The 26,275-nt window shown below is 46.3% G+C and carries 19 protein-coding genes and 1 pseudogene; 6 read left to right on the top strand and 14 right to left on the bottom strand.

The features are described from left to right. Positions 1-8: 8 nt before the first annotated feature. The 8 genes and pseudogenes from P3T48_RS05340 to hisG all read right to left on the bottom strand — a co-directional run bounded on the left by P3T48_RS05340 (position 9) and on the right by hisG (position 11,087). Positions 9-1,322, bottom strand: a complete 1,314-nt coding sequence (locus P3T48_RS05340) for a flippase (RefSeq protein WP_276505906.1) — start codon at positions 1,320-1,322, stop codon at positions 9-11. Then, positions 1,315-2,511 (bottom strand): O-antigen ligase family protein, encoded by a 1,197-nt coding sequence (locus P3T48_RS05335; RefSeq protein ID WP_276505905.1) that lies wholly within the window; start codon positions 2,509-2,511, stop codon positions 1,315-1,317. The genes P3T48_RS05340 and P3T48_RS05335 overlap by 8 nt, the downstream gene beginning before the upstream one ends. A 5-nt stretch (positions 2,512-2,516) precedes the next feature. Beyond that, positions 2,517-3,569, bottom strand: coding sequence for a GumC domain-containing protein (locus tag P3T48_RS05330; protein ID WP_276505904.1), 1,053 nt, complete (start codon positions 3,567-3,569; stop codon positions 2,517-2,519). A 133-nt stretch (positions 3,570-3,702) separates the two neighbouring features. Further along, positions 3,703-4,848 (bottom strand): annotated as a pseudogene (locus tag P3T48_RS05325) (ATP-binding protein); the annotation flags it as partial. Positions 4,849-4,872: 24 nt separating this feature from the next. Beyond that, positions 4,873-7,464, bottom strand: coding sequence for an SLBB domain-containing protein (locus P3T48_RS05320; protein ID WP_276505903.1), 2,592 nt, complete (start codon positions 7,462-7,464; stop codon positions 4,873-4,875). Between the two features lie 108 nt (positions 7,465-7,572). Continuing rightward, complete coding sequence (gene hisC / locus P3T48_RS05315; protein ID WP_276505902.1) at positions 7,573-8,607, bottom strand: histidinol-phosphate transaminase; 1,035 nt, start codon at positions 8,605-8,607, stop codon at positions 7,573-7,575. A gap of 111 nt (positions 8,608-8,718) precedes the next feature. Then, complete coding sequence (gene hisD / locus P3T48_RS05310; RefSeq protein WP_276505901.1) at positions 8,719-10,008, bottom strand: histidinol dehydrogenase; 1,290 nt, start codon at positions 10,006-10,008, stop codon at positions 8,719-8,721. A 227-nt stretch (positions 10,009-10,235) separates the two neighbouring features. Further along, on the bottom strand, positions 10,236-11,087 hold the full coding sequence (hisG, locus tag P3T48_RS05305; RefSeq protein WP_022252319.1) for an ATP phosphoribosyltransferase: 852 nt from the start codon (positions 11,085-11,087) through the stop codon (positions 10,236-10,238). An 87-nt stretch (positions 11,088-11,174) separates the two neighbouring features. Here hisG and P3T48_RS05300 point away from each other — a divergent pair, with 87 nt between their 5' ends. After that, complete coding sequence (locus tag P3T48_RS05300; RefSeq protein WP_276505900.1) at positions 11,175-12,398, top strand: MltF family protein; 1,224 nt, start codon at positions 11,175-11,177, stop codon at positions 12,396-12,398. 40 nt (positions 12,399-12,438) lie between these two features. Here P3T48_RS05300 and P3T48_RS05295 read toward each other — a convergent pair whose 3' ends face one another. From P3T48_RS05295 to P3T48_RS05275, 5 genes are all read right to left on the bottom strand, one after another. Further along, positions 12,439-14,691: a YgiQ family radical SAM protein gene (locus tag P3T48_RS05295; protein WP_276505899.1), complete on the bottom strand. Its 2,253-nt coding sequence runs from the start codon at positions 14,689-14,691 to the stop codon at positions 12,439-12,441. A gap of 9 nt (positions 14,692-14,700) precedes the next feature. Then, entirely contained in the window at positions 14,701-15,036 is a 336-nt protein-coding gene (locus P3T48_RS05290; protein ID WP_022252316.1) for a DUF8442 family protein, read from the bottom strand. An 86-nt stretch (positions 15,037-15,122) separates the two neighbouring features. Continuing rightward, positions 15,123-17,774: a golvesin C-terminal-like domain-containing protein gene (locus P3T48_RS05285; RefSeq protein WP_276505898.1), complete on the bottom strand. Its 2,652-nt coding sequence runs from the start codon at positions 17,772-17,774 to the stop codon at positions 15,123-15,125. A gap of 8 nt (positions 17,775-17,782) precedes the next feature. Next, complete coding sequence (locus P3T48_RS05280; protein WP_022252314.1) at positions 17,783-18,337, bottom strand: 1-acyl-sn-glycerol-3-phosphate acyltransferase; 555 nt, start codon at positions 18,335-18,337, stop codon at positions 17,783-17,785. A gap of 77 nt (positions 18,338-18,414) precedes the next feature. Next, positions 18,415-18,687 carry a hypothetical protein gene (locus P3T48_RS05275; RefSeq protein ID WP_022252313.1) on the bottom strand — a complete coding sequence of 91 codons (273 nt, stop codon included), beginning with the start codon at positions 18,685-18,687 and terminating at the stop codon, positions 18,415-18,417. A 201-nt stretch (positions 18,688-18,888) separates the two neighbouring features. Between P3T48_RS05275 and P3T48_RS05270 the strand changes: the two genes are divergently transcribed. Together P3T48_RS05270 and P3T48_RS05265 are read left to right on the top strand one after the other, a co-directional pair. Further along, positions 18,889-20,535, top strand: coding sequence for a diphosphate--fructose-6-phosphate 1-phosphotransferase (locus P3T48_RS05270; protein ID WP_276505897.1), 1,647 nt, complete (start codon positions 18,889-18,891; stop codon positions 20,533-20,535). Between the two features lie 118 nt (positions 20,536-20,653). Then, complete coding sequence (locus P3T48_RS05265; RefSeq protein ID WP_022252311.1) at positions 20,654-21,541, top strand: glycoside hydrolase family 25 protein; 888 nt, start codon at positions 20,654-20,656, stop codon at positions 21,539-21,541. Here the strand turns inward: P3T48_RS05265 and prmA are convergent. Next, positions 21,522-22,391 (bottom strand): 50S ribosomal protein L11 methyltransferase, encoded by an 870-nt coding sequence (gene prmA / locus P3T48_RS05260; RefSeq protein ID WP_022252310.1) that lies wholly within the window; start codon positions 22,389-22,391, stop codon positions 21,522-21,524. The two genes, P3T48_RS05265 and prmA, sit on opposite strands and share 20 nt — an antisense overlap. 181 nt (positions 22,392-22,572) lie before the next feature. On the opposite strand from prmA, the gene P3T48_RS05255 reads away from it, so the two are divergent. The 3 genes from P3T48_RS05255 (at position 22,573) to P3T48_RS05245 (ending at position 26,254) form a co-directional block, all read left to right on the top strand. Continuing rightward, a complete protein-coding gene (locus P3T48_RS05255; RefSeq protein WP_022252309.1) occupies positions 22,573-23,499 on the top strand; it encodes a hypothetical protein in 927 nt (308 codons plus the stop codon). A gap of 23 nt (positions 23,500-23,522) precedes the next feature. Next, a complete protein-coding gene (locus tag P3T48_RS05250; RefSeq protein ID WP_276505896.1) occupies positions 23,523-25,169 on the top strand; it encodes a hemin receptor in 1,647 nt (548 codons plus the stop codon). Positions 25,170-25,612: 443 nt separating this feature from the next. After that, a complete protein-coding gene (locus P3T48_RS05245) occupies positions 25,613-26,254 on the top strand; it encodes an HU family DNA-binding protein (protein ID WP_022252307.1) in 642 nt (213 codons plus the stop codon). The last annotated feature ends 21 nt before the right edge of the window (positions 26,255-26,275 follow it).

Below are 26,275 nucleotides of genomic sequence, written 5' to 3'. Positions count from 1 at the left end.
TTTTACTATTAACGGCTTAAAAGTATTTTTATTTTATAAAAGTCTTTCCAACCTACAAGCAAAGAACGCATTTGTATGAAAAACATGTATCGGTATGTAGGAATGAATAGATGTATGAAAAAACCTGCTGCAAACTGTGTGGCTACGGCTACAAAGGCAACGCCACACACACCAAAGCGTGTTATGACAAGTAGGTTTAGTACTACACATACTACACAACCGCTAAGACTACGCAACACAAAATATTTTTGTTTCTCATCTATAATCAATATTTGCCCCGAAACGATATTAAGAGCTACACCTATTATCTTAAATGATAAAATCTGTAAGATTGCTATCGAGGCAGCATATTTTAAACCAAAGGTCCATAATACAATGTATTTGGAGCATAAGGATGTAAAGATGGCGCATAATACGCACGACCACACAGTGACGTTCATAAACATTTGTGATTTTTTATGATACGCGTCGAGATCGCACTTTCGCTCTTTAACGAGTAGCGGACTGACAGTTTGTATGAGGATGGTAGGTACATAAAGTAATACTTCAACAAACTTGGATGCTACAGAAAAATAGCCTACCGATGTTTTGTCAATCATATTGCCAATCATGATTTGATCTATTTGTAAGAATATCGTTGCCGCTACTCCTGACAGCAGTAAAGGAAACGATTGACGTAAGAGATAGCGTGCCCAAACTTTGTCAAAATGCCAAGAACGCATGCTGCCAATTTTTTTTTTATAGACATAGCAATAGCCTTGTGCCAAGATGCAGGCATCAAATACCAAGGAGATGACAAACCATACAAGAGAGGCATGTACAAGCAACAATACAATCTTAATTGTCCCTGATAGAATTGTGCGGAAAATGCCTACTTTTACTATATATTCGTTTTGAATGAGAGAGGTAAAATAATTACGTATTACGTCAAATGGTGTGAGTATGACTGTGATAGCATATACCATGATGATTCCAAAGGTGTATAAATCTGTCTCGTTGATGTAAGCGACTACAGAAATTAAAACTATGGTAACAAGGGATAGTACCAAACGAAGTACAAACACTGTACCTAAAATAATATCTTTTTGATCATTAGCTTTTGCCTCTTCCCTTATCTCTATATTTTCAAAACCAAAAGTAGCTATCACAAGAAATAGGGTGACGAAACTAACGGCATAGTTCATTACGCCATATAAGGTTGGACCAAGGTATCTGGCAACAAAGATGCCAACCAATAACGCACTTGCCAGTCCGGTGAGCTTGCCTGCCAGTGCCCAAAAAACGTTTGATATTATGAGTTTGCTTACTTTACTCTCACTCATTGTTATTTCCTTTTTCTACAAGTTCTTTCTTTTCTCTGTTGTAACGTCCTTCAAAATAAGCTATGCAAAGCACAATGACGTTAAACCAATAATAGATAGCAATATGCGAAATCATGGTGAGCACAACTATTAAAACACCAAGAATAGACATTGCGGGGGCATACTCTTTCTTTGTCTTGAGACATTTTAATATATCTTTAAATAGAAGAAGCAATGAGATTATATAGAGTAACATGCCTACCAATCCAAAATCGAACCAAGCTTCTAAATAGTCGTTATGAGCAGAAAGTACATAACGCGAATTGCGAACCACGGTGTTGAATCCATTTCCGACAAAATAAGTAACAATACCCTGATTGTTTATAAGTCGCCATGCCTCGTTCCATACGTCCGTTCGCCCACTTCCATTATCTTCTTGTATTGATTCAAAACGTTCAAAGATATTGTTGTCACCCATGGTTCCAATATAAGCAAAGACGGCAATAAATGCTGTGAATATACAGAAACCGATAATAATTTTCGTGAACTTACCTCTCTTAGACACCAATTGGGTGGTTATTATATATGTTAACATAGCAAGTGCAAGTGCAAGTACGCCTCCACGTTTTACAGAAGAAAATACCGCTATACAGATGATGATAGTCCAACATATTTTTCCTATCTTCGAGGGGTAAACCAAAACTAAAGGCAGCATGTATAATGAGTAATAGGATGATCCTAAATGCACATTCATAAGGATATTGTCAACATCGTAAAAACTGTAATAAGTTAACAGAAACAAAGCGGTGATGACAAGAAATATTTTTTTCAACCATTTACTATCGCCTTTATGCAAGACAAAATAGTAGGTTGCGTTAAGAATGAGAATAGGGAATGCTGACCAAAACAGGCTGTTCATATATGACGATATACCTTCAATACCAACTGGATTAATGATTGTTACTACTAGCACCCATAGCATGTAAACATTTAACGATAAGATAGTCTTTGATGGTATCTCTATAAGATAGCCTTTCGTAAAGGGACGCAATACAAAAACGCCCCACACTATAAAGGCAAAAGCTATTATAAAGTTGGTGTATGCTATACCTCCACTGGATTCCTGATCAAACATTACAGCACATGCACTCACGGCAAATGCAATGAGTGCAATATAATAATATGCTATAATAATTTTTTCTTTCGACAATAACATTAATTCTTACCTAAAATATAGCCTTTTAAAACATAAGTCAAATCGCCAACAAATACAAGTATTGTTATGGCAAGAACGAAAATCATACGACGGGGTTTAGCGGGCTTAACAGGCACGCTAGCACCTTGCAAGGTTGTGAAAGCAGGGGTGCGTTCACGAAGTTTTGCTTCTGATGCTTGCAGCTGAGTAACCATTGCCGTGTAAGCATTAAATTTTAGCTGCATATCGTTTTCAAGATCAGCTTGCTTTGAGCGAACGCTCTCAAGAACAAGATCCATATTAGAATCAGAATAGCCACCATATAAACGGCGAGCTTTTTCGTAATCAGCTTTAGTCTTAGCTGTCAGCGACTTGTAATATTCAACATCGTGACGCGCTTTTTGAGTACGATAGTTGGTGATGAATACCTGAAGTTTTGAAGAGACAGAATCAGCGAGGTTTTTGCATATTAATGGATCTTGTGCTTCTGTTTGTATCGTTATCACTCCAGTCTTTTTGTCAACTGTCAGTCCGATTAAACTTCTTACAGCTCCTAAAATATCATCTTCTTCTTTGGATAAATAATAAGGATTATTTAATTCTCCCTTATTGTTTCCTCTTTGCATACTAACTTTTTGGGGGTTGAAGATACGCTTCACTACTCCCATGGCCTTTGTCCACCATGCAATTTCCTGATGCTTCTTAAGATATTCATAATAAGAGCATTTTAATGTACCATCTTGTGTTTTCACTTGTATCTTGAGAAGGCTGGCAATAAAGCCGTTGTCATTAAGTAACTCTGGATAAAGAAGCGGAGAGATAGCATCTGTTCCACCTATGTGATTAAGGTCAATACCAAAACTTGAGGCCAAAGAACCAACACTTCCCATATCCATTGGATTTTCTACTTCTGGCACAAGCATTGCACTTGATGTATAGGAACGTGGAACACAAATTATAATTAGCGAAGATACTACGATAGCAATAGGAAGAGATATGAGAAACAATTTCTTTTTGCTAAGCACAGTCTTTAGTATTTCTGACACATTTATGTAACCGTCTTTTTTTTCCATTTTTTCCTATTTTTTATATTTGATGATTATACTAATACTGAGTTGAGTTATATACATAATTATAAAATATGTATTCTATTCTAATTATCCACAATCCAACTTTCTACTCTTCAGGCTTCTAACTGTCAACCATAAAAGAGGAGCGGTCTCCTGCAGAATTATAGAGGGGTAGGAGCAAGTTAAGGAAACCTTCTTCAACTTCTTTGTTGGGGAAGCCTAACTGGTATTTCTTAAATCGTTCGTCATAACCTTTGATGGTGAGGTAACCAGTCTGGTAGATGAAGGGGGTGAGATTGGTTGGAGCGGAATCCATTCCGCTCATCACAAAAGCCGATACTTGCTCCTTATTGAGGTCGGGGAGGCGATATCCATGCTCCTTAAGAAGTTCAATGAGGAATGTTGGTGTGCCGGTCTCAAACCAGTAGTTTTTGTAGCGATGTTTTGCTAAGGTGTTCAATACGCTGAAAGGATTGTATATTCCTTCTGAATTCTTTTCGAAGTGATAGCCTCCATAGCGCATTCTTAACTTATCTATGGTTTCGCTTTCGCTGTCTCCATTTGCTGATGCCAATTCAGAAATGCCTTCCTTGTAATATGACTTCAGCTCTTCTTCTGTAGTTCCGCATATATTGACATAGCGGTGATCCATCGATAGATCCATCAGGTTGTTAAGGTCGCTGAACACGCTGATCTTGCCAAACTTGGTTACTCCTGTGAGGAATGCGAACTTGATGTAGCGATCCTGGGTCTTCAGTGCAGAGTAGAATGCTTTCAACTGATTACGATGGTCCTCTTGAAGCTTCTCGTTTTGCAGTGTCTGAAGAATAGGTTTGTCATATTCGTCGACAAGGATAACTACATTCCTGCCTTCTTTCTCTGCTGCCCTTGCTATCACTCCCTTGAAGCGAAGGGGGAGTGTGACTTCTGATTCACGGGTTCCATATTTGTCCTCCCATGCTGAGAGGTAGTCGTTGAGCACGGTATACAAACTGCCTTCTTCCCTGAAGTTGGCTGTGTTCTGGTCTATATGGAATATGGGGTATTGTTTCCATTCTGTCTCTAAGTCATAAATGGCAAGGCCTTCGAAGAGTTCCTTCTTACCTTGGAAATATGCTTCCAGGGTAGACAAGAAGAGACTCTTTCCGAATCGTCTCGGACGACTCAGAAAGTAATATTTGCCCTCATCTGCGAGCTTATATACAAACTGTGTCTTGTCAACGTAGGCGTAACCGTTACGTCGTAAGTCTTCGAAATTTTGTATTCCTATAGGATATTTCATATTAGTTTCCTCCTCGTCATGCTTTTACTTCGTCATATTGGCGATGGTAGCTATCATGGCGGCGATGCTCGACATGCTGGAACCAAGGCTCATGGTCTCAGCAACACTCATCTTGCGCTTCAACTTGGATGGGACAACGATTTCGCAACCAGGTTGGATGCGGGCTCCTTGACTTACCTTTGCCACCTTACCATTCATGTAGATGACGTATGCCTTGCTCTTGACTGCATCTGAGGCGAAGCCACCGGCTTCGTCGATGTAATAGCTTGCTCGCTTGCCCTTGACGTATGCCACAGTGTTGGCAAACATGACGGCACCATTAATCTTAACGGTTCCGTCGTACTGTGGTACGATGAGGCGGTCGCCTTCACGCAAAACCAAGTCTTCGTCAGAGCCAGGATTCTTGAGTGCTTCTGCTAAGTCGATTCCTACTGGGTATTCGTCTGGAATATTGAACTTCTCAAGTTCTGCATTCTTGGCACTTTCGGCTGACTGCTGTATGGCGGAGCCGTTATTGCTGCTGGCTGCCAACTGAAGGAGGTTCTTCTGCTGGTTCTCGCGTTCCTTTTTATAGATAGCGTACATCAGGTCACGTTCTGTCTGGTTGGTGCGACGAAGAAGACGGGCTCCCTTGATGTAGGCATGGTCGGTAGCGCCGCCTGCCATGTGATACAGGTCGCTCAGACGTGAAGGACGCTTGGTCATGGTGTAGGCTCCTTGGAACACAACCTCTCCTTCGATACTTACATTTTGCTGTTCTGTATAACTTGGATTTTTGCGGATATAAACCTCATCGAATGGCATCAGGGTAAAGCCTGGTGTGCCGTCGATAACGAAACCGTCCTTCAGGGTGAGTTCGAAACTCTTGGCAATGATGCTGTCAGGACGCAATGCCTTCGGATTGTTGACTCGACGGCTTACGTTGACTTTCACTACAGATGCCTTGTCGGTGAGTCCGCCTGCCTGAAGAACGAAGTCCTCAATGGTCTCATTGTCGGCATACTTGTATGTGCCAGGATAGTTTACTTCGCCTCGGATGGTGATGGTGCGCTCTATCATCTTGTCCTGACGGGTAGGGATGAAGAGCACATCATTCTCCTTCAATGGGATGTCGGCCACCTTACCACTCATGATGCCTGCAATATCGACGCTGATTACCTCCAAAGAGCGGTCGGTCTTCATGCGATGCATTACGGCACGGGCTGTAAATGCTTCCTCAGTAAGTCCCTCTGCATGTTCTACGAGAGTGCGAACGCTGTTGATCTGTTCGCCCAAGTTGTACATGCCGGGACGGAACACAGCTCCCTTGATTTCTACGGTATTGGCATAACGTGGCAGGATAGAGTCTACGCTAACAGAGTCGCCATCAGCTATACGGAAGTTGGCGTAATCGAATTCTTCTACGTTGAATACTGAATACTCTCTGCCTGTCTTACGATTCACGCGAACGGCCTTGGTATAGGCATCTCCTGTAAAACCACCGGCATACTTGAGTACGGAGTTAAGGCTCTCGTTCTTCTTCATCTCGTAGAACATAGGGCGCTTTACCTTTCCGCTGATGTTGACCAAGCAGTCGTATGGGCCTACCACGATGACATCATTATCAGCCAAACGAACATTGCCTGTCAGTTTGCCGTTGAGAATATAGTCGTAGATATCTACTACGGTAACAAGTCGGTTGTGACGATAAACCTTGATGTTGCGCAGGGTTCCGAGGTCGTTGGTGCCTCCTGCCATATACAGGGCATGGAACACGGTGGCAAAGGCTGATAGGGTATAGGTTCCCGGCGCCTTTACTTCGCCCATCACATTGACCATGATGGTCTTGGTCTGTCCTACAGTCAGTTTCACACGGCTGCTGCGATAACGGCTTCCGAGTGTGTTGCGTAAGCGGGCATTGGCTTGTGCTACAGTCAGTCCACTGACATTGACAGGGCCATAACCCTCGATGGTTACTTCGCCATCGGGAGAAACTGTGCTCTGAATGGTGCGCTGAGATGCTCCGTAAATATCAATGATAACTGCATCGCCTGGCCCCAGACGATAGTTCTGTGGGGTAGCGATGTTCATGTTAGGCTCGAAGCTTAACTCCTTGTTATTGAAGATGTCACGGCCGAAAACGCGATGTTTATCTTTAGCCTGCTGAGCCAACAACTGTTTGAGCATCTGAGTGGAATCGGGCACAATGCCGTTTAGCTCGTTTTGCATGTCGCCATATTCCTCGTCATTGCTGTCGTAAGTGTGTCTGTAAGAATAGTCGCGCTGGGCTTGCACACGATAGTTGGAGTAGTTGGCAGCCTCTTTGTCGGACTGTTTTCCATAGTCGGAACGTGTCTTGCCATTATTGCTGCGCAGACGACTTGTATTTCCTGTGCGGTCGGTAGCACTGGCCAAAGAACCTTGCTTCTGCATCTTCTCATACTTCTCACGAACTCGGCGAATCTGAGAAATGTCGACACCACGCTGCATCAGCTTGGTGACAATCTGCGAATTAGAGGTGCCTGCACTATGCTCCTTGGCTACAAAACTCATCACCTGATCATCCGTCATGCCTGACTGGGCCATTACTGAACCTGCAGACAAGAGCATGAGCGCAAATATGATATATTTCTTCATTGTTTATCGTATGCTATTTTTTTGATAATTATGCTATTAATATTCTATTCTTATTATATAATAACTCTAAATCGTGTAATTTGTTGTAAAGGAGCATGGCTTTTTTTCTCAATACTGGCGGAGTGCAGCCAAAAGGTCGATATTTTCGCTCTTTTTACCTACAGTGATACGCAGGCAGTTGCCACAAAGTTGCACATTGTTGCGATTGCGCACAATGATGCCCTGATTGACCAAATAGTTATAGATGGCTGTAGCATCTGTCATCTTTGCGAGGAAGAAGTTGGCCTCTGTGGGGTAAACCTTCTCGCAGATAGGCAGGTCGGTGAAGGCTGCCATCACCTTGCCACGTTCCTGCAGAATGGTCTTCACCCAGTCGTCTACCTGATAGGGATCTTTCAGAACCTCGAGTGCCTGCTGCTGGGTGAGGAGGTTGATGTTGTAAGGGTATTTTACCTTATTGAATATATCTACTATCTGCTTGCTGGCAAATGCCATGCCCAGACGGATGGCTGCACAACCCCATGCCTTACTCATGGTGTTGAGCACGATGAGGTTGGGATATTTTGCCAACTGCAGGCGGTAGGGGCGGGTCTTGGCAAAGTCGCCATAGGCTTCGTCGACTACTACGATGCCGTCGAAGCGTGACAATACACCATCAATGGTGTCGGGTGAGATGAGATTGCCGGTTGGATTGTTGGGACTGCATATCCAGATGACCTTGGTATTCTCGTCACTGGCTGCCAAGAGATGGTCGGCTGTGGTCTGGAACTGTTCGTTGAGCAATACTGGGCGGTATTCCACGTCATTGATGTCGGCACATACTTCATACATACCATAAGTGGGAGCTATGGCCACTACATTGTCCTTGCCTGGTCGACAGAACACTCTGTAAACCAAATCGATGGCCTCATCTGAACCATTGCCCAAGAAGATCTTGTCTTCTGCCACTCCCTTTACCTTGCTGAGCTGTTTCTTCAATTCGAGCTGCAAGGGGTCTGGATAGCGGTTGTATGGGTCGTTGTATGGATTCTCATTAGCGTCGAGAAAGACGCGGGCTGTGCGACCACTAAACTCATTGCGGGCGCAACTATAGGGTGCCAAGTTCCATATGTTCTCTCGGCAAAGTTGTTTCAGTTCTTTCATTATGATTTTATCAGAAAATTGAAGGTAAAAAAGCATATGAAACGCTTCTTTACCTTTTTACTTTTTACTTTTTACTTTTTTACTTTTTTACCTTTTTACTTTTTTACCTTTTTACCTTTCACCAAGGCTTTCCACTCTCAGTCGCATGGCGTTGGCGTGGGCTTCGAGCTGTTCGTTCTCTGCCATTGTGACTACAGCCTTGCCGATGCTTCGGATGCCTTCCTTGCTGAGATGCTGGAATGTGATCTTGCGATTGTAGCTGTCGAGATTTACACCATTATATGCCAAGGCATAGCCATGAGTCGGCAAGGTGTGATTGGTACCGCTGGCATAATCGCCGGCACTCTCACAGGCATAGTTGCCTAAGAATACACTTCCTGCATTCACCACCTTCTCTGCCAACTGATCGTAGTCGCTTGTGGCTATGATGAGATGCTCGGGAGCATAGGCATTGCTCAGGTCAATGGCCTCCTGCTTGTCTTTGACGAGGATGAACTTCGAGTTGTCTAACGATGTGTGTGCCATCTCCTTACGTGGTAAACGCTCCAACTGTTGTTCAACCTCTTTTACCACCTTAGAAATCATCTCTTCGGAGGTGGTAATGAAGAACACCTGAGAGTCGAAACCATGTTCCGCCTGCGACAACAGGTCGGCAGCGACAAAGACAGGGTTGCTGCTTTCATCGGCAATGACACAAACCTCAGATGGACCTGCTGGCATGTCTATCGCCACATCGTGTAGTGAGACATGCTGCTTGGCTGCCATCACAAACTGGTTGCCAGGACCAAAGATTTTATACACCTTTGGCACACTCTCTGTACCATAAGCCATGGCACCGATAGCCTGAACACCACCAGCCTTGAAAATCTTGCTGACTCCGGCTATCTTAGCAGCCATGAGGATGGCTGGGTTTACCTTACCTTCTGCGTTAGGAGGGGTACAGAGAACTATCTCCTCGCAACCAGCTATCTTGGCTGGTGTGGCAAGCATCAGTACAGTAGAGAAAAGAGGAGCTGTACCTCCAGGTATATAGAGACCCACCTTCTGTATGGCGACACTTTTCTGCCAGCACTCCACACCAGGGCAGGTTTCCACCTTGCTTCCTTCAAACTTCTGACTTTCATGGAATCGGGCAATGTTATGATGGGCGAGCTCCAGTGCATGTTTAAGCTCAGCCGACACCATGTGTTCTGCTTCGTCCATCTCAGCCTCGGATACAGACAAACTGTCGAGATGGGCATGGTCGAATTTCTCTTCATAGCGCTTCACGGCTTCATCGCCATGATTTCTTACGTCTTCCAAAACTCCCTCAACAGTCGCATTGAGCTGCGATACATCGAGGTGCGGACGCTTAACGAGTTCCTTCCATTCTTCCTTTGCAGGATACTTTATTACCTTCATTCCAATTTAAGTTTTATATATTCAAGTTTCGCAAGCTCAGGAGTTAAAGGAGTTAAAGGAGTTATCGCTCCCTACGGTCGCTGAGGAGTTAAGACAACAGTCTTTTTGGCGTAGTTTTTTAAGCAGCAAGACATACGTCTTAACTCCTTAACTTCCTTAACTCCTTTAACTTCCTGATATGCGAAAGTTCGGTTTACTATTTATGCAAAGATGTTTGCAAGTGGTTGTTACAAAATCATTTTCTCGATAGGAGTTACCAGGATGCCCTGTGCTCCCAATTCCTTCAGCTTACCGATAATTTCCCAGAAACGCTTCTCGTCGAGAACGGTATGGATAGAGCACCAATTCTCGTCGGCAAGAGGGATGATGGTAGGACTCTTGATACCTGGCAACACCTCAGTGATGGCATCAATTTTATCCTTAGGGGCATTCATCATCACGTATTTCTTGTCCTGGGCTGAACGTACTGCCTCAAAGCGGAACAGCATCTCGTTGAGAATCTGATGTTTCTGCTCGTCCATGTTCCAGTTGCCGATGAGGAGAGCCTCGCTCTTCATCACGACCTCTACCTCAGCCAGATTGTTGCTGATAAGGGTAGAGCCTGAGCTGACAATATCGAAGATACCATCTGCCAAACCGATACCGGGACTGATTTCTACAGAACCTGTGATGACATGAATGTCGGCGTTGATGCCGTTCTTCTTCATGAAGTTGCGAAGGATGTTGGGGTAGGAGGTGGCTATCTTCTTGCCGTCGAACCATTTCAGACCGGTATAGTCGATCTTCTTAGGAATGGCAAGGCTCAGGCGACACTTGCTGAAACCCAGACGGTCGATAATCTGAGCGTTCTCGCCACGTTCTACAAATTCGTTCTCGCCAACGATACCGATATCGGCTACTCCTGATGCCACGCTCTGAGGGATATCATCATCGCGAAGGTAGAGCACCTCGATAGGGAAATTGGTTGACTGTACCAAGAGCGTACGCTTCGAGGCACTTACTTTAATGTCTGCTTCCGAGAGAAGATTCATGGTGTCATCGAAGAGACGACCCTTTGACTGCACTGCTATTCGTAACATATTTCTTCATTTTTATTAAAAATCAATGCAAAAGTACAGATTTTTGCCCGAATATGCAAGAATATTTGTACTTTTGTAGCATTAAACATGAAGAAAGAATATTTATTTGTATTTGTTGCAGGTTTTATGCTCTTGGGATGCTCCTCAAAAAAGGAACAACCAGAGCTTACTCCATGGGGTACGCCCGTGGGGGAAGTAGAGGTTTCTGATGAGCCTGCTCCTCAGTCTCAAGGCAAGGGTTTGTCGCTCGATGATATCGTGTCGGGTGGTGAACTCATCATGCTGACCGTGAATGGACCTACCACCTATTATGATTATCATGGGCATGGAATGGGATTGCAATATCTGTTATGCGAGAAGTTCGCGCAACAGATTGGTGTGTCGTTACGTGTGGAGGAATGTAAGGACACGGCTGAAATGGTGAGTAAGTTGCAGAAAGGCGAAGGCGACCTGATAGCCGTACCTTTGGCTCGTGTGAAGGCGAAGGGCGGATTGCTCTTCTGTGGTGTGAAAACGGATGATGAACAATGGTCGGTAGCTGCTGGCAACAAGAGTCTTGCCGATACCCTCAACAGTTGGTTCAAGCCTAAGATGATAGCAGAGGTGAAACAGGAGGAGAGTTTCTTGCTTTCTTCACGCAGCATCAGCCGTCATGTTTACTCTCCTTTCCTCAATCGTTCTAAAGGTGTGATATCTAAATACGACAGATTATTCCAGATGTATGCCGGAGCTGCCCGTATGGACTGGCGACTGATGGCTGCCCAGTGTTATCAGGAGAGTTGCTTCGACCCGAATGCAAAGTCGTGGGCTGGCGCCTGCGGACTGATGCAGATTATGCCTTCTACAGCCGCTCACTTAGGTTTGCCCATGAGTCAGGTGCATGAACCTGAGGCTAATGTGGCTGCTGCTGCAAGATACATGGCTGAACTGCAGGGGCATTTCGCTGATGTCGGAGACCCATCGCAGCGTGTACTTTTCGCCTTAGCTGCCTATAATGGTGGATTCCATCATGTGCGTGATGCCATGTCTTTGGCTCGTAAACATGGCAGGAATGCATACAACTGGGGTGATGTACGCGAGTTTGTATTGCGATTGTCTCAGCCTGCTTATTACAGCGACCCAGTAGTGAAATATGGATATATGCGTGGTTCGGAAACTGCCGACTATGTAGACCGTATCCGTGCGCGTTGGGCTGACTATTGTGGTGTGGCTGGCGGCAGCCGAGGCTTTAGTGGCGGAAGTATCGGTGGCGGTTTTCATGGTGCACCAGTAAAAGCCAAGCGCAAGTATTCCAACAAATATCATTTGTAATTATTGGAATACTTGCGCACGGGTGTTTTATGAAACTCCTTTATTTCTTTCCTCTTTTGTTTCGGTTGTTGCTGTCGAAGTTGGGATTGAAGCTTTTCTTCTTTTTGTTTTTGAAGAAGCCGGCACCCTTGGCTTTGGCTTCGTGCAATTCGGCCCTGGCAGCTGCCACAACATCACGGATGTTGGCAGACTTTCCGTTCAGCGGTTTGCCATCATTAAGATATTTCTCTTCGTCGTAACAACCCACGTTGCCATAACCCTTTGGAGCATATTCATTTTTTCCTCTCTGTACATTCTGACGATAGCCGCCTCGTTGTGAGTCTTGTCTGTAGGCTCCACGCTGATTCTCCTGTCGGTTGCTGCCACGTTTGCCTTTGGCTCCACGTCCTACTCCTGGATTGTCGTAAGTAGAGCCAATGGCCTTGTCGTCGTAATGAGCTTGATGCATTCTGCCTTTTCCACCTCTCAATGGTTTGTCGTAGAGCTTGGCTATCAGGTCGGAACGGCCAATGCGCTTCAATTCTGACTCAATAGCTCGACGCTCCTCCGGCTTGTACCAGAAGAAGAACATGCGCTGGGCAAGTTTTTCCTTTGGAGTCTTAGCGCTGAACACCGGTTCGAGCGTGTAGGGATCATAGCCAGTATACCAAGTCTCGGTAGAGATGGTCATGGGTGTAGGAGTGAAGTCCTGCACCTGCTCCAGATGGAAATCGAGTCCTTTGGTGATGACAGCCAACTCAGCCATATCCTCCTCATGACAGCCGGGATGCGAACTGATGAAGTAAGGGATGATCTGCTGGTTGAGTCCTTCCTCCTTATTGATGCGATCGAAGATGCGCTTGAACTCATAGAACAGGTCGAATGACGGCTTGCGCATGAACTTCAGTACTTCTGGGCTGGTGTGCTCTGGTGCCACTTTGAGTCGACCACTCACATGCTTGGTAATGAGTTCGCGGGTGTACTGACGGGCTGCGGCATTGATCTTCTCGTCCTTGCTCTTGTGCAACAACAGGTCGTAGCGCACACCACTGCCGATAAAACTCTTCTTGATGCCGGGCAGAGCATCCACGGCATGATAGATGTCGAGCAGTTTGCTGTGGTCGGTGTTGAGGTTGGGACAAATCTGTGGATTCACACAGGAAGGTCGTTTGCACTTCTCACATGCCTTGAGGTTATTGCCATGCATTCCATACATGTTGGCTGATGGTCCGCCGAGGTCGCTCAGATAACCCTTGAAGTCGGGCATCTGGATAATCTTTTTCACCTCCTTGAGGATGCTTTCCTTGCTGCGGCAAACTACAAACTTGCCCTGATGTGCAGAGATGGTGCAGAAGGAACAGCCACCGAAACAGCCACGGTGAAGATTGACCGAGAACTTGATCATCTCGTAGGCAGGTATGGTCTTACCTTTGTATTTAGGGTGAGGCAATCGGGTATAGGGAAGGTCGAAGGAGGCGTCGAGTTCCTCCGTTGTCATGGTAGGGAAAGGAGGATTGACCACCACCACCTTGCCATCCACGGGCTGGATCATGCGCTGGGCATGAACCTTGTTCGATTCTTCTTCCAGATGACGTACATTCTCTGCTTGTCCTTTCTTGTTCTGCAGGCATTCCTCATGGCTGTGCAGCATGATGTCATCTTCCTTGATACCGCCGGGGATCTCGTCCTCGCGACAGAGAAAGACTGTCTGCGGAATGTCTCTTATCTCCTTGATTGTGCGACCGCTGTCGAGTGCTTCGGCCAAGGCGATGATAGACTTCTCACCCATACCATAGAGGATGATGTCGGCACCCGAATCACAAAGAATACATTTCTTCAGCTTATCCTGCCAGTAGTCATAATGACTGATGCGGCGCATGGAGGCTTCAATGCCGCCCAATGATACAGGAACATCGGGATAGAGTTTCTTGAGGATCTGTGTGTAGACGATAGAAGGATAGTCGGGGCGCATGTCGTGACGTGAGTCTGGACTGAAAGCATCCTCGCTGCGCATACGCCGATTGGCTGTGTAGCGGTTTACCATCGAGTCCATTGCGCCTGGCGAAACTCCAAAGAAGAGACGGGGACGTCCCAGTTTCTTGAAATCTCTAAAGTCTCCATGCCAGTCGGGTTGAGGTACGATGGCTACTTTGTATCCATGAGCTTCGAGCGTGCGTGCTATGACGGCAGGACCGAAGGATGGATGATCCACGTAGGCATCACCCGAGAAGAGGATGACATCGAGCTGATCCCATCCTCGCAGTTCGCATTCCTTCTTTGTGGTAGGCAGAAAATCTGTCAGTCTGTATTCCATTCTTACGTTTTAGTCTGTTATTGCGTTTGTGTCTTCTGCCTCGTTGGCGGCACGTTTGTCGAGCCAGTCCACATAGAGCAGGACGAGGTTGTGAAGGCCGAGTGCCTTCATGTTACTGTTGTAGATGACGTCGAGACACAAGTCGAGCAATGCCTTGTCCTGGCAGTTGTCCGCTTCGAGCAGGGCACGTACGTTGAGTTTGAGTTTCTCCAATACTCCCTCGTCGATGATGCCGTTGCTGTCTACGAGGTTGCGGAGCAACTGGTATTTGTCGATGGTCTCAAGGTGCAGGTCGCTCACTTCTATAGAGCGTGTGCCTGACTGGTTTGCTTGAATTTTGTACATAGTCTTTCTGTTTTTATGTTGTTGTTTTTATCTTTATTGAACTTTTATCTTTAGCTTACACAAGCGCAAACTTAGCGCCTCTGTTCCTACTCTGTCAGAAAACGGAGTATTCCCAAGAGGATGCTTGTGCGAGTCTTTTCCTCGTTGATACATTCGAGGGGAAACCCCATGGTGAATGAGCGATAGTCATTTCCCCTGTATGCTACTGCAGCGCTACTGCCTGATGTGTAAACCATGGCGCTGAAGGGAGCGGTAACAACTGTCGTTGTCGGCAAGAGTACATCGGGATGTGTGGCAGCATAATGCCTGTCATTGAGCGTGTTGTAATAAGCGAAACGTAGACCTAAGCCCGATACGCTGTCGGTAGTCTGTGTGATGCTGTCATTGGTTGGATAACTTACTTTCAGCACATCGCTCAGGAAGTTCCTCTCATCGGGTGTGGTCATGTCGCTGCCTATATAGGAACCGCTTACCAGCAAGGCTCCGCCTCCCTGCGTATAAGCCTTGAGCCGTTGCTGCAGGGTAGGGGTGAACGATTTGTAATAGGTGGGTGTGTAACCGTCGTAGCGTTCCAAGCCATTGATGAGGTCGACTACGGGGTAGGCATTCATCTTCACCTTTCCTGCTGCGACACATTCACTCGAACAGCTTGCCACATTGTATTTTTGGCTGGCAGCTATACTGCGAGCATGTTCTTCCACATAACTGAAATCGTTGCCGGCAATGAAGTTTCCTGCCAGTTCGTTGCCAGAATAGCCCAAGCCGGAACTGCTCTCGTTGCCCATCCTCTGTCGGTCGAAGACAAGTTGCTTACCACTCCATCCTGCCGTCAATCCATAGCTTACGCCAGGGTCTTGTTCCATGTCGAATCCTTGCAGGGAGTCGTTGTCGATCACCTGAGGCGCTGCCAGTCGATGGAAGTTGTTGACGATCAAGACCGTCTTGGTGGCTGCTGGCTCGTATCGCGCACAAAGTTTCTCGGTTGGGAAACTCTCCCCACCGCTGTTGAGAGCCGCCACCTTGAAAGTATAGAGTTCGCCCGGCTTCAAGTTCATGCTGCAAGAGGCTCCCTTAATGATCTGTCCGTTGTCAAAGCCTCCTTTGCCCATAGCTGTATACAGAATATACGATGTAGGCTGGGCAGTAGGCTCGCTGCGGTCGGTCTGTGGACTCCATGACAGGTGGGCTGTTCCTTGGGCATCAATCTCTACCGAGAAATTGTTGGGTGCAAGGGGGTGGACTACATAGGGCAGACCGTGGTTGGTGCATACATATCTCAAGATGGTCTTATAGAGCGAGCGTGCTATGGTGAATTTGCCCATCGGGTCCTGACCAATCTTCATGTCGGGGAAACTCTGGTGCGACAGGGTCTCGATGATGGCGGCAGGAACTTCGGGCAAACGGGTTTCGGAGTAGTTGCGGTCCCAGAGATAACGCTCTGAGAATTCACCATACTGCTGTCTAAGGTCGCTGACCAGATTCTTGAGCAAAGCCTTGGCAAAGTCCTTGGATGTCATGCGCGAGATGCCGCTGTTCAGCATGCCGTCGTTGAAGTTGGTGGTGCAGATGGCCAGGGAGCCCCAGGTTGTCTTTCCGTCCTTGTTGTAACCCGCGTCGCTGTGTACGGCAAGCGAGAGTTCTATAGGAACCTTCTTGCCCTGAAGGGCAGGCATAAAGGGACTTCCGCCTCCCAACCAGTTGGTCATCAGTGAGCGTGTGTTGATGTCGTCGGCGTAGTCATTGGCTCCTTTTCTTCCTCCGTATACATGATAGGGAGCACCTGCCCACTGTGCATAGTATCGTGCTCCTTCGAGGCAGCGGGGCATACCGCTCGAGTTGTTGCCCCTCAGGATGTTGCCCATGCCGCCGCCAAAACGTACGGCATCACTGGTCACCACTCCTCGTTTGGAAGCTTGATTGGTTACAACCACACGATTGAGAGTATTGCAGCCCTTGTCAAAGTCGAATGTGCCCAAGTAGACCCATGTTCCTCCGCCCATGCGCTGGTTGACGGAAAACTCGGTTGCCTCTCCCTTGTGGTAGACGATGTATTTCGCATCGGTCACACTCTTGGGCAGACTTTGGTAGCTTACGTAGACAGCATACTTGCCTGCTTCGGGCAGGTCGGGCTGATAGCTTATCTCGCTATGGTTCTTCTTCTTGGTGGCTTTTGCCTTCCTTACAGTTCCGTCGGTAAAGGGATTCTGATTGTCTTCATAATATCTTCTTCTGGCAGCGAAACCTATGGAATCACAGTCTTTCCATTTTTTACCGTTGACGGTCTCAACATAATACGGGCGTTTGAAGGCATCATCGTTGTCGACGATCACTTCATGCTTCTGCCAGTCACGCTCACGTGGAGTGAAGACAATGGCTCCGGCATTCTGCAGCATGGGTATGAGGTAGGGCACCACGATGGTTTGCGTGAAGAGGTCCTCGGTAGTGCCGAAGAGGTTGGGGCGTTGCCATTTCCATCTTCTCTGGTCTCCATCATAATATCTTCCGTGCGACGCCCATACCGAGAGGTGTCTGTTCTGCAGTCCACGCGTTACAAAGTAGGGGCGAGACATGTTGAAGACCCATGGGTCTCCCTCGTAGTTGATATCTTCCCATGCTCTTGTGTTGCCGTCAAGGTATACCTTGCCCGTCACAGACTGAGCTGCGACGGGCAAGGAAAGGAATGAGCATGCAGCTAAACTGCAAGTCAACAGTCGTATCATGTAGAGTTTTTCTTTCATCAGAGTTTTTATATGTTGCCTATCGTAAACTTCTCGGGCTTCTTTCCCTTGAAGTCTTTGAAGTACAACTTGATTTCTCGCATGTCGGCATCCAGGTCGCCAGATGGTATAATCTGCTTGGTGCATGTAATGAGCCGTTTCTGATAGTCTGCGCCATAGAGCAGGATAGGAATTCCTGCCTTGAGGGCAATGAAGTAGAATCCCTTCTTCCAGTCGGGGTTGAGCGAACGGGTTCCCTCGGGTGTGATGCAGAGACAGAAGTGGTCTCGCTTGCGGGCTTCCTCAGCCAGGTTGTCGGTCATGCTGGTGTGCTTGCTTCGCCATACCGGTATTCCTCCCATCTTGCGGAAGATGGGTCCCAATGGCCAGAAGAACCATTCCTTCTTCATCAGGAAGTTGCTCTTGATTCCTTCGGCATGAGCGTAGAGTTGTCCGATGAGGAGGTCCCAGTTGCTGGTATGTGGAGCAAGACAGATAATATACTTCTCGGGATGAGCTATGGTAATCTCCTTGGTCCATCCCAAGCGCTTATAGAGTATCCATTTGGATAATTGTTGAATCATTACAGTGTGTTTCGAAGTCTTGGTTAGAAAACTTATATTATATATAATAATGTAAGAATCAGAATTCCTTCCAATAATTAATCCAGATTGTTGATTTGGTCAATAATTTCGCAGGCCTGCTTGTTGAAGTCTTCAATGAGCTTCTTATAGTACTTTTTCTGCTCCATGCCTGGCTCTGGATGTGACACGCGGCAGATAAAGTCTGTGCGAATCATGACAATAGCAGTCAGAATGCCGTCGACGTCTTCGTCTGCAGGTTTGCTGCTATACAATGAAGCTGCTACACACTCGGCGAACATATCGCTGGTGATGTAATTGATTGTACGTTTTAAATCTCTTTTATTAGCCATAGTTTTTATCTTTAAATGAATGACAATATGATTTCAATGCTCAAAGATAGTAATTTTATTCGTAATTCGTGCACAAGAATGAAAAAAAAGTTCTCTTTAACTCATTTTTAGCTTTATTTGTTTCTTTATGTGGAAAAAATAAATTACTTTTGCAGATGTTTTGAAGTTTCAGTAAATAAAAAATTATAAATTCTAAAAGACATGGAAAAAAGTGAATTGCAATTAGCACGAGCAGCCTACCTTCCTAAACTCCCTAAAGGATTACAGGGCAACGTAAAAGTGAAAGAAGGTGCTCCTACTCAGAGTGTAGACAATCAGGAAGAAATCAAGAAGCTCTTCCCTAACACTTATGGTATGCCTCTCGTAGAGTTCGTACCTGGTGACGAGGCTCACGACACCAAGATGAACGTGGGTGTTATCCTCAGTGGCGGTCAGGCTCCTGGCGGTCACAATGTCATTTGTGGTCTTTTTGATGCATTGAAGAAGTTGAACCCAGCCAACCGTCTTTATGGTTTCCTCATGGGTCCTGGTGGCTTGGTTGACCATAACTATATGGAGATTACAGCCGACTTCATCAACGACTACCGCAATACTGGTGGTTTCGATATGATTGGTTCTGGCCGTACCAAGTTGGAGAAGACCGACCAGTTTGACAAGGGTTTGGAGATTATCCGCGAGTTGGACATCCAGGCTGTTGTTATCATCGGCGGTGACGACTCTAATACCAATGCCTGCGTATTGGCTGAGTACTATGCTGCCAAGAAGTGTGGTGTACAGGTAATCGGTTGTCCTAAGACTATCGACGGTGACTTGAAGAACGATCAGATTGAGACTTCTTTTGGTTTCGATACAGCCTGCAAGACTTATTCTGAGTTGATTGGTAACATTGAGCGCGATTGCAATTCTGCACGTAAATACTGGCACTTCGTCAAGTTGATGGGTCGTTCGGCTTCTCACATTGCTTTGGAGTGCGCGCTTCAGACACAGCCTAACATCTGCCTTGTTTCAGAGGAGGTAGAGGCCAAGGATATGACATTGAACCAGATTGTAGAGAATATCGCTCAGGTAGTAGCCGACCGTGCTGCTGACGGTAACAACTTCGGTGTTGTGCTGATTCCTGAAGGATTGATAGAATTTATCCCTGCTATCGGTCGTCTTATTGAGGAACTGAACGACCTCTTGGCTGCTCATGGTGCTGACTATAAGGATTTGGACAAGGATGCTCAGCGTGAGTACATTCTGGCTCACCTCTCTAAGGAGAATGCCGAGACATTCGCTACTCTTCCTGAGGGTGTTGCCCGTCAGCTTTCTCTCGACCGCGACCCACACGGAAACGTTCAGGTTTCTCTCATCGAGACAGAGAAGTTGCTCTCTGAGATGGTTGCTGCCAAGTTGGACGAATGGAAGAAGGAAGGCAAGTACGTAGGTAAGTTTGCCGCTCAGCATCACTTCTTCGGTTACGAAGGTCGTTGCGCTGCTCCATCCAACTTTGACGCAGACTACTGCTACGCACTTGGAACCAGCGCTGCACAGCTTATTGCCAACGGCAAGACTGGTTACATGGCCATCGTAAAGAACACAACAGCCAATACCGACGAATGGAAGGCAGGAGGTGTGCCAATCACCATGATGATGAACATGGAGAAGCGTAATGGCGAGATGAAGCCAGTTATCCGCAAGGCTCTCGTCGAGCTTGATGGTGCTCCATTCAAGGCTTTCGCTGCCAAGCGTGATGTTTGGGCAAGAGAAACTTCTTACATTTATCCTGGTCCTATCCAGTACTGGGGTCCTGCTGAGGTTTGTGATCAGACCACAAAGACTCTGAAGCTGGAACAGGAAGGTAAATAAAGTTACCCTATAAGATAAGGAGAGTGAAGAGTGAAGAATTCAAATGCTTTTATTTTAAATCCATGCGGTTCTTTGCTTTTCACTCTTTGCTTTTCTTCATAAAAGCACATAAAACCAAATGGTACAAACCCAACGTAAACCACAAAAACGCAAAACAAGTCGACAGCCCGTCAGGCGCCGTCGCACTTCTCGTACCCGCCATGGCTTCTTTGGCCGATACCCTCGCTGGGCATGGTGGATAGGAGGTATTGCTGTTGTGCTTCTCTACGTGGGTGCGTTCTATTATTTCTTTGTGGGACCTACGGGGTTCCGCTGGCGTGCGCTTTATGGCGATGCCGAGTATCCTGACGGATACGAAATACGAGGCATCGACATCTCGCATTATCAAGGCACTATTGACTGGGAACAACTCAAGGACGCCATGATCAAAGGTTGTCCCCTGCGCTTTATCATTATCAAGAGTACTGAGGGTTCCTCTCGTCTTGACGAGAATTTCAGAGAAAACTTTAATCAGGCACGCGATTATGGCTTTATTAGAGGCGTTTACCACTTCTGGAGCAACAAGTCGTCGGCGCGCGAACAGGCTTATTTCTTCCTCGATAAAGTGCATCTTACAGAAGGCGACCTTCCTCCTGTTCTCGACATAGAGCATAAGCCTGCCGATAAGAGTGTGGAGGAATTCCAGCGCGATGTGCTGACTTGGCTTCACATCGTGGAAGACCGTTATCATGTCAAGCCCATCATTTACACCTATTATAAATTTAAGGAGCAGTACCTTGGTGCTCCTGTTTTCGACGACTATCCTTATTGGATAGCCCACTACTATGTAGACAAGGTACAATACAAGGGTAAATGGAAGTTCTGGCAACATACCGATGCCGGTAAGTTGCCAGGTATTAAGGGTTATGTCGACTTCAATATCTACAATGGCAGCTATTATGATTTGCGCCAGCTGTGCATCGGAGCCAACAACAACGAGCGCAAGTTTATGGAGTGGTCAGAATAAGGCACGCCCAGCCTTCGTCGTCTCTTCTGCTTACCTCTCTCAGTCCCAGTTCCTCTGCTTTCTCTATCAGCACGGGGATGTCTTCGTTATAGAATCCGCTCAGTATCAGATAGCCGCCTTCGTTGAGCACGCTTCTGAACGACTTCATGTCAGCCAACAAGATGTTGCGGTTGATGTTTGCCATCACCAGATCGAACATTCCGCTGATGTGGTTGATGACCGAAGCATTGCCGAAGAGTACCTCCATATTGTCAACGCCGTTCAGTTGGGCATTATGCTGCGCATTGTTCACACTCCATTCATCAATATCATAACCCACAATCTCGCTTGCACCCATCTTGGCGCAGGCAATACCGAGAATACCCGTACCGCAACCACAGTCGAGAACGCGCTTCTTCGCTAAGTTCATACCAAGAAGGGTAGAGACGATCATACGGGTGGTCTCATGATTGCCCGTACCAAAGGCAAGCTTCGCCTCTATACCTATTTCTATATGGTCGGGCGAGGTAGTAGGGTGCAGGTCGGGATGTTTGGCGTCGTAGATGAGAATCTGGTCGTCGATGCAAATGGGTTCAAACCCCTGTTCCTCCCATTCCTGGTTCCAGTCTTTGTCCTCAGCCTCCTTCACTTCATAAGTGATGCGGGCACTCTCTATGGGAAAATCGGCAATACTGTTGTCGAGGGCCTCCTTGTCGAAGAAATCTTTCTGCACATAGGCCTCCAGTCCTTGCTCCGTTTCCTCGAAAGACTCGAATCCCGCTTCAGCCGAGCTGTCTGCCAAGAGGTCTCTGCACACCTGCATCAGGTCGGCTTCTACCTCGATTTTGAATGTCGCTACTAAGTATTTCATTGAATTTCGTTTTAAATTTTACTGCAAAAATATAAAAAATAGGGAAAAACCTACCATTATTTAGGGTTTTTCTGTATTTTTGCATGTAAATAAGCAATATTTTTGCACTTGATTCATTGTATCTATAGACATAGATAACAGATATAAGAATAACAACAATAATAAATAGGAGAAAAAGAATATGAAAAAATGGTTAGTCCTTTCAGTCTTTATGGCTGCCCTGCCATTGACAATGATGGCACAAGATGATGACCTCTACTTCAACCCGAAGCAAGAAGCCAAGAAGGCAGCCGAGGAACGTGTGCAGAAGGCAAAGCTGTTGGCTGCCCAGCGTGCACGTCAAGACAGCATATATGCCCTCTACTGGTCGGGAAGCGACCGAAATGTGGATGAATACAACCGTGGCGGTAAACTGTTGAGCCATTATCAGAACATCGGAGCCGACTCTTTGGGCAACGACATCATATCGTTCAGAGTGGGCAAGGGCGTGGCTCCCGATTCCATCTACGATGACGAGGCTTTTGCCGAGAAGTACATGCGTGGCATGGGTGATGATTTCGACTGTACCCGAGACCTGAGCCGTTGGGACGGATTTTACGATCCTTGGTTCTATAGTTATTACGGCTGCGGACCATACTACTGGCGCAGTTCTTACTGGCGCTGGCACAATCCATGGCGTTATGGCTATTATGCAGGATGGTACGATCCCTGGTTTGATCCCTGGTTCGACCCCTGGTATTATGGTTATGCAGGCTGGTATGGTGGTCCCTGGTATGGATGGGGTGGTTATTATCCTTGGTATTGGGGAGGTCCGGCTGTGGCTTACGTGCGCCCAAGCAACGGCTATCGTAGCTTTAGCCATTCAGCATCAGGCTCTAACGTAAATAGCTCTTACAGGAATAATTATCCTGGGCAATACAATCGCTTTGGCCGTCGCGAGAGCACAAATACCAACAGCAACCGAAACTACAATTATAACAACAACCGCAGCTTCAACTACAGCAACTTTGGCAACCAGAGTCATGGCGGAAGCTTTGGAGGCAGCCGTGGCGGAGGCTTCAGCGGTGGCGGAGGCGGTTCGCGCAGTTATGGTAGTGGAAGAAGATAGAAACTTTTTAATATTTCAAGAATATGAAACGTGTAAAGATCATTTTGCCGGCTTTGTTGGGACTCATGACAATTCCGGCTATGGCACAGGAAACTTATCAGGATGCCAAACTGGCTGAGACTGCTCTCACGGGTACTGCCCGTTATGTGGGCATGGGTGGAGCCATGGAGGCTTTAGGTGCTGACCTTTCTACTATCAGCACCAACCCTGCAGGTATAGGTATGTTCCGCAAGAGTCAGGCTGCTCTTTCTGCCGGTGTGCTGGCGCAGTCGTCGGCCGACAAGAACTTCACTTTTGATGGCACCAATGCCTACATCGATGGAAAGAACTCGAAGGTGAGCTTCGACCAGATTGGTTTTGTATGGTCTATGGCCCACCGCAACCAGACTTACGTCAACCTGGCATTCAACTTCCATAAGAGTACCGACTTCATGCAGATTCTCACGGCAACCAGTATGCTCAACGGTGCCTCACAGTCTAAGTTGGCAGCCAACAAGACTGACTACAGCAACTATATCGACACACGATATGATGGCTACCTCCGCAATGCGGGTGACCTGATCTGGAACGGTGTGGACGAGAATTATCATAAGATGATGGGCAAGGACGAGAACAACTTGCAGAATTTCTATGATGGTCGTTCCTTCCTTTTCGGACAGTATCAGCATGGCTACATCGGTGTCTACGACTTCAACATCAGCGGAAGCATCAAAAACCGCGTATGGTGGGGTGTCACCTTGGGATTGCATGATGTCAATTACCACAGCGACTCTTACTATACTGAGAATTTTGTAGCTGAAAAGGAAGCCTTTGGTGAGTCGTGCGAGAGTCTGAAGATTGACGGAACTGGATTTGATGTAAAGGCGGGTGTCATCTTCCGTCCTGTGGAGAGTTCTCCTTTCCGCATCGGTGTCTATGTCAACTCGCCTGTATTCTATGACCTGACTATGAAGGGTACTGCCGATCTGTTTCTTATTGACAATAATATTGTCAACGATCAGGGGCAGTATGCTGCCGGACATAACTCGTCATACGTGGGTTACGACTATCGTCTCAATACTCCCTGGAAAGCAGGTCTGAGCTTGGGTCACACCATCGGCAACTACTTCGCTCTCGGTGCTACCTACGAATATGCCTGGTACAATCACATGGACAATCGTATCAAAGACGGTGGTTATTATGACGGATGGGACTACTACGAGTCGAGCAGCAGCGACAAGCCTATGAACGACCATACCAAGGAAACCCTGAATGGTGTGAGCACCCTGAAGTTGGGTATGGAGTACAAGCCAATTCCGATGCTGGCTGTACGCGTGGGCTACAACTATGTGTCGGCTTTGTATAAGGAAGACGGTATGCGCGACCAGACTTTGATGTGCTCTTATGATGCTGATGGTAATACAGGTGTCAACATGGCAACTTCTACCGATTACACCAACTGGAAGGCGATCAACCGCTTCACTCTGGGTCTTGGCTTCAACTACAAGAAGATGTTCCTCGACCTGGCTTACCAGTACAGCGCTCAGGACGGTGACTTCTATCCCTTTATGAGCAGCAAGAACTTTGGCACTAAAGAGGGTTTCACTCCAGCCATCAGCAATGAGGTCTCAGCAACCAAGGTTTCCAACAACCGTCATCAGTTGCTCATGACCTTGGGATATAAGTTCTAAGACACGTAAGTTATAGCGATCAGGCGAAGCTATCGCTTCCTTTGGTCGCACGGAAAATTAGAGTAAAATAAAGAAGTTAAGGGAAGTTAGATGGGTTAAGAGACAAATGCTTTATTGTTTGGAAACAAAACAATAAGCAATGAACCTCTTACCAGTCTAACTTCCCTTATTTTTTTAGCCATATAGGAAATAAAAATCTTGAATTAAAAGATTTTTTGCTGAAATAGCATTAAAAATTTGCATTAAGCCCTTTTAAATTGTATCTTTGCCCTTGATAAATCTCTGTTCAAAGCCTTTGAATGTCCGTTCAGAGCCTTTGAATGTCCGTTCAGAGCCTTTGAATGTCCGTTCAAAGCCTTTGAACGGAGATTTATGAGGTGTTTGGCAACAATATCTTGGGTGACAGACAATCATTTCCTAATAATAAAAAACTTAATATAACTATGGCAAAGTACAAATTAGTAGAAATGGCAGACATGGATAAGACCGGCACACGCAAGGTTTATCCTAAAATGGTGACCTATCGGACCCTGTCTACAGAAGAGTTTATAAAGAAGATGAAGTGGTATAACAACGCATTACCAACGAGCGCGATAGAGGCTGCTTTAACGGATATGTGTAACATATTGGCCCGTATGTTGGCTATGGGGTACAATGTCAACCTGGATGGATTGGGAACCTTTTCGTTGTCCCTGGGGTTCGAAGACGAAAAACCTACCGAGATGCAGCATGACGATGACAAGATGGCGTATCGTACAGTGGGAGTAAAGAATATCAATTTCAAGACCTCGCCCGAGTTGATAAAGGAAGTAAGACTACTTGTCAACTCCGATCTGGAACGTGATATGAGTGGTGTAAAAGTTATCAAACGCGAGCTGTACTCCAAAGAAGAGCGTGTCAGTCGTGCCTTGGAAGAGATCCATGAAAACGGTTTCATCACCCTCACCGATTATGCAGCCATCAATCATCTAAGCCGGACTGCCGCCTCCATGGAATTGAAAACGTTGACAGATGACCCTTCTTCTCCTATCACTGCAAAAGGAAGAGGCTCTCACAAGGTTTGGGTGAAGAAGCAAGAGGAATAATCGGAAATTTTCGAATAACAT

It is taken from the genome of Segatella intestinalis (assembly GCF_029348455.1).
Lineage (GTDB): Bacteria > Bacteroidota > Bacteroidia > Bacteroidales > Bacteroidaceae > Prevotella.
Note: the sequence above shows the minus strand (reverse complement) of the source record. Positions and strands in the feature narration are given on the sequence as shown.